Raw genomic sequence first — 15,422 nt, forward strand, 5'->3', positions numbered from 1 at the left:
GCAGCAACGAGGCGTTGAGGACATTCTCATCGCTTGTGTTGATGGCTTAAAAGGCTTCCCTGACGCTATAAATACCGTTTATCCAGATACTCATGTACAGCTCTGTATCGTGCATATGGTCAGAAACTCGTTAAAGTACGTATCGTGGAAAGACTACAAGGCAGTCACAGCGGACCTTAAGAGTATTTATCAATCCGCAACGGAGGAGGAAGCATTACTCGAACTCGATCGTTTCAGCGATACTTGGGATGAGCAATACCCCCAAATAAGCAAGTCATGGCATAATCATTGGCATAACTTAAATACGTTTTTTAACTACCCTCAGGATATTCGTAAGGCTATCTACACAACAAATGCTATTGAGTCATTAAACAGCGTGATTAGACGAGCGTTGAAAAAACGTAAGGTATTCCCAAATGATGACTCGGCTAAAAAAATGGTTTACCTTGCCATAAAAGAAGCCAGTAAAAAATGGACCATGCCCATTCGAAACTGGCGTACTGCGATGAATCGATTTATTATTGAATTCGAGGACAGAATTGTGAAGTATATTAACTAAATTGCAGTTACACAGAATCTGTTACACCCTCCATTTTATTAATTAAGTAGAATTAGTTAAGCATGCTTTTTGGTTCCGTGAACTCAAGGTTTAATGCTTCAGCCACTTCTTTACACACAAGCTTGCCATGTATGACGTTTAAGCCATTTAGTAAATGTTTGTCATTTAATAATGCGTGTTTGTAGCCTTGATTAGCTAACTTGATGATGTATGGCAACGTTGCATTATTTAACGCAAAGGTTGAAGTACGCGCAACGGCACCTGGCATGTTGGCGACACAGTAATGTACAACATCATCAACAATGTAAGTTGGGTCTTGGTGAGTGGTAGCATGTGATGTTTCAACACAGCCGCCTTGGTCAATAGCAACATCAACAATTGCACTGCCAGGTTTCATGCGCTTGATCATGTCTTTCGTCACCAGTTTAGGTGCTGCGGCACCAGGAACTAACACACCACCGATAACAAGGTCTGCTTCAAGTACATGACGTTCAATGGCATCTGCAGTTGAGTAAATGGCTTTAACTGCAGAACCAAACTGAACATTTAAACGTCGTAATGCATCAATGCTACGATCTAATACGACAACATCTGCGCCCATACCTACTGCCATTTGTGCAGCGTTAGTACCGACCATTCCACCACCGATAATGGCCACTTTTGCAGGTTCAACACCTGGTACACCACCAAGTAACATTCCACGGCCACCCAATGATTTTTCAAGTGCACGGGCACCCGCTTGGATTGACATGCGTCCAGCGACTTCTGACATTGGTGCGAGTAAAGGCAAACCTCCACGGTCATCGGTTACTGTTTCATATGCAATACAAACGGCACCGCTAGCAATGAGCTCTTCCGTTTGTGGTAAATCAGGCGCAAGATGTAAATAAGTAAATAAAATTTGGTCTTGACGTAGCATTGCACGTTCAATTGCTTGTGGTTCTTTTACTTTTACAATCATGTCTGATTGGGCAAATACCTCTGCTGCTGTTGCTAAAATCGAGGCGCCTGCATCAATATAGTCTTGATCAGTAAATCCAATTCCCACACCCGCATCCGATTGAACTAAAACAGCGTGACCTTTAATTGTCAATTCGCGTACGCTTGACGGAACCATGCCTACACGATATTCGTGGTTTTTGATTTCTGTTGGAACACCAATAATCATTTTTGAGCCTCGATTGAAATAAAACCCACAAAAGTGGGTATAGTTGTTTTAATTGTGACCTGAACGTGCTTATTTCAGGGAACTCTAGTATAGTGCTGCTTTAGTAGATTATGCTGCTAAAGTTGCTCCTTTAATAGAGTTAAATATTGTTTTAAGGACAAAACAAGGTTGATAATATGGCAAATAGTAAAAGCTTTTCCGTGAAAGATTTAGACCGCATTGATCGTAATATTTTGAATGAACTACAGTTGGATGGCCGCATTTCAAATGTAGAATTATCAAAACGAGTAGGATTAAGCCCAACGCCCTGTTTGGAAAGAGTAAAAAGGCTAGAAAAACAAGGTTTTATAAATGGTTATACCGCATTGGTTAATCCACACTTTCTGGGTGCATCTTTATTAGTATTTGTTGAGATCACCCTTAATCGTGATACGCCAGATATTTTTGACAGATTTAATCGTGCAGTACAATTACTTGACGATATTCAAGAGTGTCATTTAGTCTCTGGTGATTTTGACTACTTATTGAAAACAAGAGTGTCAGATATGTCTGCTTATCGACGTTTATTAGGTGAAACATTGCTGAAACTGCCTTCAGTATCAGATACTCGTACTTATGTGGTAATGGAAGAAGTAAAACAGACTAATAAGGTTGCTCTATACAATTTAGGCTAACTTTCATTAAATTTCCTAAAAATTTGTTAAGTTTGAATGATGAATACACCTACCAGTCATTTGGCGGACACATTCATCATTTTCTCTTAATTGTCTATTTCGTTCATTAAATCATCAGTTTGTGCCTGTCTGCTAACCCATTTAAGGGTTAGGATTAATTCCGTATAACAATCGATTGAGCTTCATTTAATCAAGGTGCATAATCACTGCAAATACAGCGATATTCTGTTATCTTAACCCTTATTTTTCACTCTTTTATGGATGTTTTCGTTTGACTCAGGAAAATAGTCTAAAAACACTCAGTGGCCTACAGCGGTTGCTTGAAGGTGGTTTAATTCTTTGTTGCATGGTTGCAACCTATATTCTATTGGCATTATCCAGCTTCAATCCGAATGACCCTGGTTGGAGCCAGTCGCATTTTCAAGGTGAAATCTATAATTGGACCGGTGCCGTTGGTGCGTGGATAGCTGATGTTTTGTTTTATTTCTTTGGTTTTATCGCCTTCCTCATTCCTATTCTTATTGCAACCACTGGCTGGTTTATTTTTAATCGGGCGCATCGATTATTTGAAATAGATTTTTTCTCCGTAGGATTAAGAATAATAGGTTTTATTCTTATGCTGCTTGCGTTGGCTGCGCTAGTGAGCATGAATGCCGATAATATGTTTGTGTTTTCTGCTGGCGGCGTGGCCGGTGATGTCATTGGTCAGGCGATGTTGCCTTACTTTAATAAACTCGGCACAACCTTGTTGTTAATGTGCTTTATTGGCGCCGGTTTCACACTTGCTACGGGCATAAGCTGGTTGACCATTATTGAGTTAACGGGATTAGGCACTATCTGGTGTGCCCAAAAGTTATGGGCACTACCACGCGCATTCAAGCGTGAACATGAAACAGAAGATACTAAAGGTTTTATGTCGTTAGTGGATAAGTTTACCCAGCGACGTGATGAGATGGGACAATACAATGAACAAGATGATCGACAACATGACCAATCAATTAGTGTAAGTCAATCGTCTATTCAAGCTAAACCAATTGCAACCGTCCCTCCAGTTGCCGAAAAGAAACGAAGTATTTTCAGCCGTAAAGCAAAACCAATACAAGAGAGCAATGTTACTGAAATTGATGACGAAAGCATTGATATAGATGATCGCCAAGAACCGTCGATGCAACTTGATAAAGACGATGCATCTTTTGCGCCTTGGGTTGCCAGTAAAGATGATGTTGAGTTTGATGACGAAGACGATGATATCACCAATAACGTTAAGGTTGATGACTCATTCGACGACGCCTTTAGCAAATCTCATTCGACAGGGGCATTAGTTGCACAGCAACAGCCTAAAAAAGAAGCCAAAATTGTTGATGGTGTTGTGGTTATTGATGGTCAAAGCCCACAGGCAAAGCAAAAGATGGATCCGCTTCCTAATATTACCTTACTTGATGTACCTGATCGTAAGAAAAACCCTATTAGTGAAGCTGAGTTAGATCAGGTGGCTCGATTAGTTGAACTTAAATTGGCAGATTTTAACATTATCGCCAATGTAGTAGGGGTGTACCCTGGGCCTGTTATTACCCGTTTTGAACTTGAATTAGCCCCAGGGGTTAAAGCGTCTAAAATCACCAATTTATCGAAAGATTTGGCTCGTTCATTATTGTCCGAAAACGTGCGCGTTGTTGAAGTCATTCCAGGTAAAGCCTATGTAGGTCTTGAGTTACCTAATAAATTTCGTGAAACAGTCTTTATGCGCGATGTACTGGATTCAGCAGCCTTTAAAGAAAGCAAGTCAAGCTTGTCTATGGTGTTAGGCCAAGACATCGCTGGCGATCCAGTTGTGGTTGATTTAGGCAAAATGCCGCATCTATTGGTGGCAGGAACCACAGGTTCTGGTAAGTCGGTAGGTGTGAACGCGATGATCACCAGTTTATTGTATAAATCAGGCCCAGATGACGTCCGTTTTATTATGATTGACCCTAAAATGCTCGAGTTATCTGTGTATGAAGGGATCCCACATTTACTCTGTGAAGTCGTTACCGACATGAAAGAAGCCGCCAATGCACTGCGTTGGTGTGTTGGTGAAATGGAGCGACGTTACAAGTTAATGTCGGCGTTAGGGGTGCGTAACCTTAAAGGTTACAACATAAAAATTAAAGAAGCTGCGGCTAAAGGCGAGTATATTCCCGATCCATTATGGAAGTCGTCTGAAAGCATGTTAGATGATGCTCCGCCGTTAGAAAAACTGCCTTCTATTGTGGTTGTTGTTGACGAATTTGCTGACATGATCATGATCGTAGGTAAAAAAGTAGAAGAACTGATAGCCCGTATCGCGCAAAAAGCTCGAGCTGCAGGTATTCACTTAATATTAGCAACCCAACGTCCGTCAGTTGATGTTATCACGGGTTTAATAAAAGCTAATATTCCGACGCGTATTGCGTTCCAAGTGTCGTCACGTATTGACTCGCGTACCATTCTTGACCAACAGGGCGCAGAAACTTTGTTAGGTATGGGTGATATGTTGTATCTCCCCCCCGGCACAGGGGTGCCAAATCGTGTACATGGGGCATTTATTGATGATCATGAAGTGCACAAAGTGGTTGCCGACTGGTGCGCTCGCGGGAAGCCGCAATATATCGAAGACATTCTTAATGGCGCTACCGATGGCGAGCAAGTGTTGCTACCAGGTGAAACCTCAGACAGCGAAGAAGAGTTGGACGCTTTATACGATGATGCAGTAGCGTTTGTGACCGAAACTCGCCGCGGCTCTATTTCTAGCGTACAACGTAAATTTAAAATTGGTTACAATCGCGCTGCCCGTATTATTGAAATGATGGAAAGCCAAGGTATTGTGACAGCCCAAGGCCACAATGGTAATCGTGAAGTGTTGGCACCGCCACCACCGAGGAATTAATGGTAATGATGAACAAACGTTTTGCGGTATTAAGTCTATTATTGACAACCAGTTTAAGTTGTTTTGCCGCTATGGCTGATGACGCTACACAGTTACGCGCAAAGTTATCTAATATTGATAGCTTACATGCGACATTTTCCCAGCAGGTCACTGACATTAACAATAAGCCCATTCAAACCGGAAGTGGTGTGTTTGCGCTTGCGTATCCTAATCAGTTTTACTGGCATTTAACTCAGCCAGATGAGTCATTGATTGTGGCTGATGGTGCAAATTTGTGGATTTTTAATCCCTTTGCCGAAGAAGTCACTGTGATGGATGTGGCCCAAGCGGTCGATGCATCACCAATGGCTTTATTGGTTCATCGAGATGAAGCGACATGGGCTAAATACTCAGTTATCAAGCAAGACGTTAAAGGCACATTACATTGTTTTGATATCCAACCTAAAAAGCTCAATAGTAATGTGGTTGCGGTAAGCGTATGTTTTGACAATGATCAATTAGTTAAATTTAACTTAACCGATGAACAAGGAAACTTGAGCCAATTTTCATTAACTCAGCAGCGCTTAGTAAAAGATAACGAAGCCGATATCTTTAAGTTTGCCGTGCCTGATAACGTTGATATAGACGATCAACGTTTAAAGCAAACGAACTAGGTTGTTTGATGGCTAATTTAGGTTTTGATTTTGCCCCAGACTTTCGTCCCTTGGCTGCCCGCATGCGTCCAAGAGACATTAGCGAATACATTGGTCAGGCACATTTGTTGGGTGACGGTCAGCCTCTGCGTAAAGCTCTGGAAGCTAACCGAGCACATTCAATGTTGCTGTGGGGGCCGCCAGGGACAGGAAAAACAACTTTAGCAGAATTAATTGCCCATTATGCCAACGCCCATGTTGAACGTATATCCGCGGTCACGTCGGGTGTAAAAGATATTCGTGCAGCAATAGAACAAGCAAAAGCTATCGCTCAAAGTCGTGGTCAACGTACCTTATTATTTGTCGACGAAGTTCACCGCTTTAATAAAAGCCAGCAAGATGCTTTTTTACCCTTTATTGAAGATGGTACGGTTATTTTTATTGGTGCAACGACCGAAAACCCCTCATTTGAAATCAATAACGCCTTATTATCTCGGGCGCGTGTTTACCTTATTAATCGCTTAACCTCAGACGAAATTAGTTTAATTGTCACTCAAGCATTAACCGATGTTGAACGCGGTTTAGGCAAACGCCAGTTAACACTGCCTGATGATGTCACTAAGCAGCTTGCTGATATTAGCGATGGTGATGCACGTAAAGCGCTTAACTTGCTAGAACTCATGAGTGATTTAGTCAGCGATGGCGGCGAATTTACCACCGAAATGCTCACTCAAGTCGCTGGACATCAAGCTGCGGGTTACGATAAAAATGGTGATCAATTTTACGATTTAATTTCAGCTGTGCATAAGTCAGTACGGGGCTCTGCGCCCGATGCCGCTTTGTATTGGTATTGCCGAATTTTAGAAGGTGGTGGCGATGCCTTGTATGTTGCGCGTCGATTACTGGCTATAGCCTCAGAAGATATTGGTAATGCCGATCCCGTTGCTATGACGGTTGCATTAAACGCGTGGGATTGTTATCACCGCATAGGCCCTGCCGAAGGTGAACGTGCTATTGCACAAGCTGTTTTATACATGGCCAGTGCGCCCAAGAGTAATGCCGTTTATAGCGCATTTAACCAAGCTAGAGAGTTAGCCAAACAAACAGGACACGAACCAGTTCCTAATCATCTACGTAATGCGCCAACCAAATTGATGAAAGAAATAGGTTTTGGTAAAGAATATCGATATGCACATAATGAGTTGGGTGCTTATGCGGCAGGTGAAAATTACTTCCCTGAGTCATTACAACATAGCCAATTTTATCAGCCCACTAATAGAGGTTTTGAAAAACGCATTCAAGACAAATTGGCGCAATTGAGCCAGCTTGATCAGCAAAGTGAGGACAAACGCTATGATTAATGTGTTGCTCGTTGCGTTAGGTGGCTCAATTGGTGCTGTTTTACGCTATCTTTTGTCAATTTTTATGATCCAGCTATTTGGAAGCAGTTTTCCTTTTGGTACACTGTTAGTCAATCTATTGGGATCGTTTTTAATGGGTGCCGTTTATACATTAGGGCAGTTGAGTCATGTTAGCCCTGAAATAAAAGCGCTTGTCGGCATTGGCCTATTAGGCGCGTTAACCACGTTTTCGACTTTCTCAAATGAAACCTTATTGCTATTGCAAGAAGGCTTATGGTTTAAAGCTATTTTAAATGTGTTGTTGAATGTCACCTTATGTCTGTTTATGGTGTATTTAGGTCAACAACTTATACTTTCTCGCGTTTAACTTAAAAGAATTAACAACATGCTAGATCCAAAATTTTTGCGTAATGAACTTGAAATCACTGCTGAGCGTTTAGCCACTCGTGGCTTTATTCTTGAAGTCGATAATTTGACCAAACTTGAAGAAAAGCGTAAATCGCTTCAAGTTGCTACAGAAGACTTACAAGCGTCGCGTAATGCGATATCGAAGTCGATTGGTCAAGCTAAAGCACGCGGCGAAGATACTAGTTCGATTATGGCGCAAGTGGGTGATTTAGGTGCACAGCTAGATGCTAAAAAAGCTGAGCTTGCTGAGTTGTTGCAACAGATCAATAGCATCGCCATGAGCGTGCCAAATTTGCCAGACGAATCAGCTCCCATTGGTGCAGATGAAAATGACAATGTTGAAGTACGTCGTTGGGGCACCCCAAAAGTATTCGACTTTGAAGTCAAAGATCATATTGACTTAGGTGAGGCATTAGAAGGACTAGATTTTAAAAACGCGGTAAAAATTTCCGGCTCACGTTTTATTATCATGCGGGGGCAAATTGCTCGCTTAAACCGTGCGTTAGGTCAGTTTATGTTAGACTTACATACCACTGAACATGGCTATACTGAAACATACGTACCGTTATTGGTTAACGAAGAAAGCTTATTAGGTACAGGGCAATTACCTAAGTTTGGTGAAGATTTATTCCACACTAAACCGGCCACCGAAGAAGGCCAAGGTTTATCACTTATTCCAACTGCAGAAGTGCCATTAACTAACTATGTGCGCGACATGATCGTGGATGAAAGCGAACTGCCGATGAAAATGACGGCGTTAACGCCATGTTTCCGCAGTGAAGCGGGCTCTTATGGTCGTGATACTCGTGGTGTGATCCGTCTACATCAATTCGACAAAGTAGAGCTAGTACAAATTGCTCATCCAGATCATTCTATGCAAGCCCTAGATGAAATTACTGCTAATGCAGAAAGAGTATTGCAGTTGTTAGATTTACCATACCGCACTATGGTGTTATGTACTGGTGATATGGGCTTTGGTTCAAGCAAAACCTTTGATATTGAAGTGTGGTTACCGGCACAAAATACCTACCGTGAAATTTCATCTTGTTCAAACATGAAAGATTTCCAAGCGCGTAGAATGCAAGCTAGATACCGCAGTAAAGTCGATAACAAGCCAGCCTTATTGCACACCTTAAATGGTTCTGGTTTAGCTGTCGGCCGTACGTTAGTGGCTGTACTTGAAAACTATCAAAATCAAGATGGCACCATTACAGTACCAAATGTTTTACGTCCATACATGGGCGGCTTAAGTGTGATTGGCTAAGTCTCACTAAATCACAACCGTACTCAATATTAGGCGCGGTTATCTTAGTGCTGAAGTCAAATGTGGTATCGTATTTTGTTTTACTGTAAGGCGCAATATTTGTTGCAACAAACCTTACAGGGGCGCATTATATTGACTACTTCTATGTTGTATTGAAAGGGTGTGTCACTTTACGTTGAACACTTGTTTATAAGGATTGGTACAATAAGAAATGGGTTCAAGTCGACGTGATAATCGTGGGCTTGTCTATTCAATCGTTATCTTCTTTTTTATATTGTTGGTAATTATTGAACTAGCTCAAGCTGCATTGATAGTGGTTGAAAACGTTTTTCCTAAATAATCTTGAGTTGATAACTAAAAGCCCTGTTAAGATAACTTAGCTGGGCTTTTTTGTTCTCGCGTAGTTACAAACATTTTGCTGGTTTGGGTAAACCTGCAATTTTTGTAGCTTGTTTTGCCGGGCCGACCGGAAATAAAGTATAAAGGTACTTAGAATTACCTTTATCTGGCCCTAAGCGCTGACCTATCGCTTTAACTAATACTCGGATAGCGGGGCTAGTTTTGTATTCAAGGTAAAAATCGCGTACAAAACGAACGACCTCCCAATGTTGTTCGGTCAACTCAATATTCTCCGTGGCCGCAATAACTACAGCCATTGATTCTTGCCAATCATTGACATTCTTTAAATAACCTTGATGATCGGTTTCTATTTGTTGACCATTAAATTCAAAAAAATTTACCAAGTTATCACCTTGTCGTGTAACAAAGATTGTTCAACAAATTGTGAATAATCAATAATATTAAAACTGCTGGTTGTGTTATTGGCAAAGGTAATCATCAAGCGATCCATTAAACCTCTTGCTATTACATCATCTTGTAACACAAACAGCTTTACGTCTGCTAAAGCTTGTTGCCAATGGGTTTGTAATAAACAATTCACCGCATCGCTAGACAATAAAACACTGTCTGTAGGGTGAATATACCTCAGGCATGTAGTTAACGCATCGTCGGTCATTGCAGACGTTTGGATATGATGTAATATCAAAATACTAACACCTCATCAGCCGCTTGCAGGGTTTGGGTTATTAACTCTGACGTGACCACAGTAGTGGGAATACTAAGATCATCGGGTTGTAGCCCTAATGTGGTCATAGATACTTCACACACTAAAACGGTATCAATATCATAAAGAGATAACGCTTTAAACGCTGATATATAATCTTTAGAGCCTGCTGTTTCAGGGGTTTGACCCGCCAGTAAATGCAATATCGCTTCATTGGTAAATACCAGACTCACTTGTTGCTCGAAGCTCGCGCTAAGCATGGCAAAATCTAACCCTTCACGTGTACTTGTTGTACCAAAAGGGGCATGCCTAAAAATAATCACCAGTGATTTCATCGTCTATTCCACTCAGACCTTAAAAGCTAATCAATCTATCTGCTTGTTCAATACCAACCACTAATTCACCTAAACCGCCCATGGTAAAGGTTTCGCTGCTATTCCACTGTGGTTTACCATTCTCAGCCGCATCTTGTGCAGACAATACACCACGCCGCAGAGCAGCTGACACACAATTAGTCAGCGGTATTGAATGTTTTGATGACAATGATTGCCAATTCGAATGCATATCAATTTCGTCAGATGCAGGACAGGTGAGGGCATTACTGTTGGTTACGCCATCTTGATAGAAAAAGACGTTGATAATTTGATGGCCATTAGCTAATGCGCTTTGGCAAAATGATAACGCGTGAAAACTGGCTGTAGAGCCATAAACACTGCCGTTTACTTGAATGATGAATTTGCTCATTATAAAAAAAATGACCCTAATGTAGGGTCATTTTAACGTAATTTACTGATGAACTCTATCGGCGATTAATCGTCGTTGCCAATACCCATTAAATGTAACAGGCTTATGAACAAGTTTAAAAAGTCTAAGTACAATGAAATAGTTGCACGAACGTAGTTTGTTTCGCCGCCATTCACGATACGACTGGTGTCATATAGAATAAAACCGGTCATTAACAATGCAATACCTGCATTCATTGCCATAAATATTATTGAGCTACCAACGAAGATATTAATGACCATCGCACCGATCATCACTAATAAACCCGCAAATAAGAAGCCGCCCATAAATGAAAAGTCTTTCTTAGTGGTTAACGCATACGCTGAAAGCGACACGAAAATGATAGAGGTTAAGCCTAACGCCTGCATAATTAAGCCAGGACCATTTGCCATACCAGCATAATGATTAAGAATGTAACCGAGCGACGCGCCTTGCATGCCTGTAAAAGCAAATACCCAAAAGATACCAGCAGAACTGTCTGCTTTTTTTAGGGTGACAAATAATAACACTAAGCTACCTAGTGATAAGCCTAATGACATCATAGGACCAATGTTTATTACCATGGCCAAACCTGCGGTTACCGCAGAAAAAGCCAATGTCATCGCAAGAAGCATATAAGTGTTTTTTAACAGTTTATTGACTTCGGTCGTCGATAGACTGGGTGATATTACAGATTGTTGATTCATTATCGTCTCCAGGTGTTAACTCAATGATTTGCTCAACGAGAAAAAATATTTTTCACTCTGAAGCTAAATCCTTTTGTATAGGGTAAGCAATGTACATTAAACAAAAATTAATTCATAACAAACATCATCTTAATAGTCGCTAATTTAACATAAACGCTTGTATAAGTAATGGTATTAACAAAAACATATTTAAGTTGTTCAATTAACTAAGCCATTCTTTTTTTAATTTTTCGGTATCGCCTAGGTGATCAATCACCCATTGCATAGCGGGAGTCATATTGGCATTATTCCAAGCTAAGCAACATGCTGTGTCTTGCTTTGGCGTGGCGAGCTGTTTTTCTATTAGCGCACCGGCTTTTATAAAAATATCAGCCAAATGATATGGCATATAGCCCACACCTAAGCCTTCTCTAAAACAATTTATTGCTCTGATCCAATCGGGTACTACAATTCTGCGTTGATTATTCAACAACCAATTAGGTCTATGGGCAATATTATGTGCAGTATCTTGCAAGCATATTGACGGATATTGTAATAACTCTTCATCTGTTAACGCATGTTCCGCTTTGGCTAATGGGTGATTTTTACCGACTAAGAATGACCATTGAATCATCCCCATTTCACGGGACTTAAAGGTGCCACCCACAGGAATGCTTGAAGTTGCTCCTATAGCGATATCGCTCTTGCCCGTGGACAATGCTTCCCATACGCCGTTATACACTTCTAAGCGTATTATCAATTCAATATCGGTGAAATGGCGATAAAAATCAGCTATTAAGCCACTAATTTTGTCAGCACGAACCATGTTGTCAATTGCAATCGATAAAGAAGGGCGCCAGCCATTAGCCACTTTCTGGGTATCACGTTTAATATTATTAAGCTTGGTCATGATCTCGCGTGACTGCGCGACAAAATGTTCACCTGCAGGGGTTAAGCTGACACTACGATGGTGGCGCTCAAACAATATGACCCCTAAGTCATCTTCAATTTGTTTAATGGCATAACTCACCGCAGAGGGCACTTTATTCAACTTATTGGCTGCGGCGGTAAAACTGCCCACACGGGCAACAATATCTATCATCTCGAATGCTTGTTCTGAAAGCATCTCGCTATCCTTGGCATTGGCAAAATTACTTGCTGTAAAGGTAAACATTAAGCCTAATCAAATCAAGCAAAGTTGCCGTTATCGTTGGTTTTATCATGTATGTTACTACGCAATTGGCACATTACGTCGTTTGGCGGAGGTTTTGGATGTTTGATATGTTTGGCAGATGTTTATCGGATAAATACCGTTTGAAAAGTTGTTAGACAAAAACACCTAAACTTGGGCATTTAATAGACACTTAACCGATTATTTGCAATTTTGGCTTTACACAAAACGGTCATTGTCATATTATTCGCCCGCTCGGAGGGATGGCAGAGTGGTCGAATGCACCGGTCTTGAAAACCGGCAACGGTTTATCCCGTTCTAGGGTTCAAATCCCTATCCCTCCGCCACATTAAATACAAAAAAAGCCGTTGATTACCAACGGCTTTTTTTGTTTCTGGCGTTTAAGGAGCTCTCCATAAGGATTGACTCAGACAATGTATCTGCTTTTTTGCATGAGCAGATTGCCAAATAACGTGTACTTCACGCGTATACGTTTAGCCAAATATTTATACGTCAAAGGCTTCTCTTTGACGTGAATGAAACTGCTGCGTAAATCATGGTATACAACAGCCCTTGTATTTTATTAACTATATAATCAGTATCAATTAAAAAATGGAGTTGATATTTGTTATTTCGAATAAGTAAACCTTCTAATTATGAAATTTAAGTCAAAAAAATACAGTATCCACTCAACCGATTATCAAGTTGGTCAAGACAATATTTTAAAGTGGGGCATGGATGTCCACAACACCGTTTTTACTGTTTCAGTCGGTTTATCCATTTTATTTATTGTGGCTCTGCTGGTTTTTCCACCCGCAGATGCCAAAGCGGCCATTGATTCTGTCAAGGCTGCCGCTTTATCTCACTTTGACTTCGTGTTCATGTGGACTGCTAACATTATGCTCATTTTTGCCATTGGGATAGCCTTTTCCCCATTAGGCAAAATTCGCTTAGGCGGTGATAACGCCACTACTGACTACTCGACAGTGTCTTGGATATCCATGCTATTTGCTGCAGGTATGGGCATAGGCCTTATTTTCTGGGGCGTGGCAGAGCCAACAGCGTTCTATACCGATTGGTTTGGCACCCCGCTAGGCGTGGCACCATTTACACCTGAAGGCCGTGAATTAGCGCTCGGCGCTTCGGTATTCCACTGGGGTTTTCATGCTTGGGCTATCTACGGCATGACCGCGCTCTCATTAGCATATTTTGTTTATAATAAAGGCTTGCCGCTTTCTATGCGCTCGGTTTTCTATCCCATATTAGGTGATAAAGTCTGGGGGAAAATCGGTGATGTCATCGACATTATGGCTGTATTGGTTATTTTGTTCGGTCTTGCAACGTCACTGGGTTTAGGTGGTTCTCAAGCCGCCAGCGGAATAAGCCATGTGTTTGGTTTTGAAAATAGTATTTTTCTGCAACTGACGATTATTCTGCTCATTATGGGGCTTGCTATTCTCTCTGTGGTTCGAGGCATGGATGGTGGGGTTAAACTGTTGAGCAATATCAACATGATTATTGCCTTTATATTCCTTGGCTTTATCAGCATTCTTAATTTCACGACGGTGCTCGATTCATTGGCGACCGCCGTTGTTGGTTATGTAAAAAATATCATACCACTGAGCCAGAACTCTGGCCGTGAAGACACCAGCTGGTTACACGGTTGGACTGTATTTTACTGGGCCTGGTGGATAGCGTATGCGCCTTTCTTTGGTATGTTTGTCGCGCGAATTTCCCGTGGTCGCACCGTACGTGAGTTTCTGGCATGTGTGTTGATTATTCCCACCTTAGTGACCACTGCTTGGATGTCTTTTTTTGGTGGCATCGCGATTCAACAAGTGATTGATAAGGTTGGCCAACTAGGGGCAGAGCAAGGTATTACTGACGTTTCCTTGAGTTTGTTCTACATGCTTGATGCTTATCCAATGGGTGATATGCTGTCCATTATTGCGGTTGTACTGATTATCGTGTTCTTTGTTACGACTTTAGATTCAGGCTCTATCGTGGTCGATAGCATGACCGCAGGCGGTAAGTTGGAATTACCGATGAAGCAAAAAATAGTGTGGGCGGTTATCTCCGCGATAATCGCTATGGTGATGTTGTGGATTGGCGGTACTGACTCTATTCAAGCACTTCAGTCGGTTACCATTATCGCAGCACTTCCGTTTGCTATTATTTTAATACTTGCTTGTATTAGCCTAGTGCTCGGCATGTTTACAGAGGTTAAACGCCGCAGTTAAGTAGCAATCAATCCGTTTAAATACTGTGAAAGGGGGCTTATCAAGATATATCATTGATAAGCCCTTTTTTAGTCGAAAATTAACATGGTAACTCAATATTATTATCTTAATATTCAATGTTTTATTTACACCCCCTGCTGGTAATTGAAGATGGCTAGACTAAGACAAACTATCATTAGCTTAGAGAATACGCCTTAATATCACTGCTGTTCGCGTAGTGCGTAAAGCTTAATTATACCAATCTCATTAAATATCTGGTCAGTTCAGCGTCTCTCAGGTTTTTCAATTCAAGGCACATTGATGTAGAAATGGTTGTTCCCTTTTAAATCGATGTAACACAGAAGTGGCATACCTGAGAGACTCCATTCTGGCAGGTTTCAAAGTCCTTTATGCTTCGTTAGGTGCTTTCAAAATACGACGGCATGGTCTATTTTTTTCCATAAAAAATAAGACATTCCCACCATCCATGGCGGTCAGATACTGGAGGTAGAGTAACGCAGGAGCTTGTTACCGAGGATCACTATTCGCT

Annotated in this window: 15 protein-coding genes and 1 tRNA gene; 9 read left to right on the forward strand and 7 right to left on the reverse strand. The window is 41.2% G+C overall.

Going from position 1 to position 15,422, the window contains the following annotated elements; all coding sequences use genetic code 11:
- Positions 1-559 (forward strand): IS256 family transposase (locus tag ACWXWT_RS16315; protein ID WP_456042635.1); only part of this gene is annotated, 559 nt, incomplete at its 5' end.
- A gap of 52 nt (positions 560-611) precedes the next feature.
- On the opposite strand, the gene ald is transcribed toward ACWXWT_RS16315, so the two are convergent.
- Entirely contained in the window at positions 612-1,727 is a 1,116-nt protein-coding gene (gene ald, locus ACWXWT_RS16320) for an alanine dehydrogenase (protein ID WP_456042636.1), read from the reverse strand.
- A gap of 176 nt (positions 1,728-1,903) precedes the next feature.
- Between ald and lrp the strand changes: the two genes are divergently transcribed.
- From lrp to serS, 6 genes are all read left to right on the forward strand, one after another.
- Positions 1,904-2,401, forward strand: a complete 498-nt coding sequence (gene lrp / locus ACWXWT_RS16325; protein WP_456042637.1) for a leucine-responsive transcriptional regulator Lrp — start codon at positions 1,904-1,906, stop codon at positions 2,399-2,401.
- 271 nt (positions 2,402-2,672) lie between these two features.
- A complete protein-coding gene (locus ACWXWT_RS16330) occupies positions 2,673-5,306 on the forward strand; it encodes a DNA translocase FtsK 4TM domain-containing protein (protein ID WP_456042638.1) in 2,634 nt (877 codons plus the stop codon).
- Positions 5,307-5,314: 8 nt separating this feature from the next.
- Entirely contained in the window at positions 5,315-5,959 is a 645-nt protein-coding gene (gene lolA, locus ACWXWT_RS16335) for an outer membrane lipoprotein chaperone LolA (RefSeq protein WP_456042647.1), read from the forward strand.
- Between the two features lie 8 nt (positions 5,960-5,967).
- The gene (locus ACWXWT_RS16340; protein WP_456042639.1) at positions 5,968-7,299 is read left to right on the forward strand and encodes a replication-associated recombination protein A; all 1,332 of its coding nucleotides are present in this window, start codon (positions 5,968-5,970) and stop codon (positions 7,297-7,299) included.
- Complete coding sequence (gene crcB / locus ACWXWT_RS16345; protein ID WP_456042640.1) at positions 7,292-7,666, forward strand: fluoride efflux transporter CrcB; 375 nt, start codon at positions 7,292-7,294, stop codon at positions 7,664-7,666. The genes ACWXWT_RS16340 and crcB overlap by 8 nt, the downstream gene beginning before the upstream one ends.
- 18 nt (positions 7,667-7,684) lie before the next feature.
- Positions 7,685-8,971 carry a serine--tRNA ligase gene (gene serS, locus ACWXWT_RS16350; protein ID WP_456042641.1) on the forward strand — a complete coding sequence of 429 codons (1,287 nt, stop codon included), beginning with the start codon at positions 7,685-7,687 and terminating at the stop codon, positions 8,969-8,971.
- 404 nt (positions 8,972-9,375) lie between these two features.
- Here serS and ACWXWT_RS16355 read toward each other — a convergent pair whose 3' ends face one another.
- From ACWXWT_RS16355 to punR, 6 genes are all read right to left on the reverse strand, one after another.
- Positions 9,376-9,714 (reverse strand): TusE/DsrC/DsvC family sulfur relay protein, encoded by a 339-nt coding sequence (locus tag ACWXWT_RS16355; RefSeq protein WP_456042642.1) that lies wholly within the window; start codon positions 9,712-9,714, stop codon positions 9,376-9,378.
- The gene (gene tusB, locus ACWXWT_RS16360; RefSeq protein ID WP_456042643.1) at positions 9,708-10,016 is read right to left on the reverse strand and encodes a sulfurtransferase complex subunit TusB; all 309 of its coding nucleotides are present in this window, start codon (positions 10,014-10,016) and stop codon (positions 9,708-9,710) included. The genes ACWXWT_RS16355 and tusB overlap by 7 nt, the downstream gene beginning before the upstream one ends.
- Positions 10,013-10,369: a sulfurtransferase complex subunit TusC gene (gene tusC, locus ACWXWT_RS16365; protein WP_456042644.1), complete on the reverse strand. Its 357-nt coding sequence runs from the start codon at positions 10,367-10,369 to the stop codon at positions 10,013-10,015. The genes tusB and tusC overlap by 4 nt, the downstream gene beginning before the upstream one ends.
- Before the next feature lie 19 nt (positions 10,370-10,388).
- Positions 10,389-10,778, reverse strand: a complete 390-nt coding sequence (gene tusD, locus ACWXWT_RS16370; protein WP_137220893.1) for a sulfurtransferase complex subunit TusD — start codon at positions 10,776-10,778, stop codon at positions 10,389-10,391.
- Between the two features lie 65 nt (positions 10,779-10,843).
- The gene (locus ACWXWT_RS16375; protein WP_456042645.1) at positions 10,844-11,503 is read right to left on the reverse strand and encodes a Bax inhibitor-1/YccA family protein; all 660 of its coding nucleotides are present in this window, start codon (positions 11,501-11,503) and stop codon (positions 10,844-10,846) included.
- 202 nt (positions 11,504-11,705) lie between these two features.
- Entirely contained in the window at positions 11,706-12,608 is a 903-nt protein-coding gene (gene punR / locus ACWXWT_RS16380; RefSeq protein ID WP_137220889.1) for a DNA-binding transcriptional activator PunR, read from the reverse strand.
- A 302-nt stretch (positions 12,609-12,910) separates the two neighbouring features.
- Here punR and ACWXWT_RS16385 point away from each other — a divergent pair.
- Together ACWXWT_RS16385 and ACWXWT_RS16390 are read left to right on the forward strand one after the other, a co-directional pair.
- Positions 12,911-13,000: transfer RNA gene (locus ACWXWT_RS16385), tRNA-Ser, on the forward strand.
- 309 nt (positions 13,001-13,309) lie between these two features.
- Positions 13,310-14,893, forward strand: coding sequence for a BCCT family transporter (locus ACWXWT_RS16390; protein ID WP_456042646.1), 1,584 nt, complete (start codon positions 13,310-13,312; stop codon positions 14,891-14,893).
- The last annotated feature ends 529 nt before the right edge of the window (positions 14,894-15,422 follow it).

The organism is Shewanella sp. A22 (genome assembly GCF_053850585.1).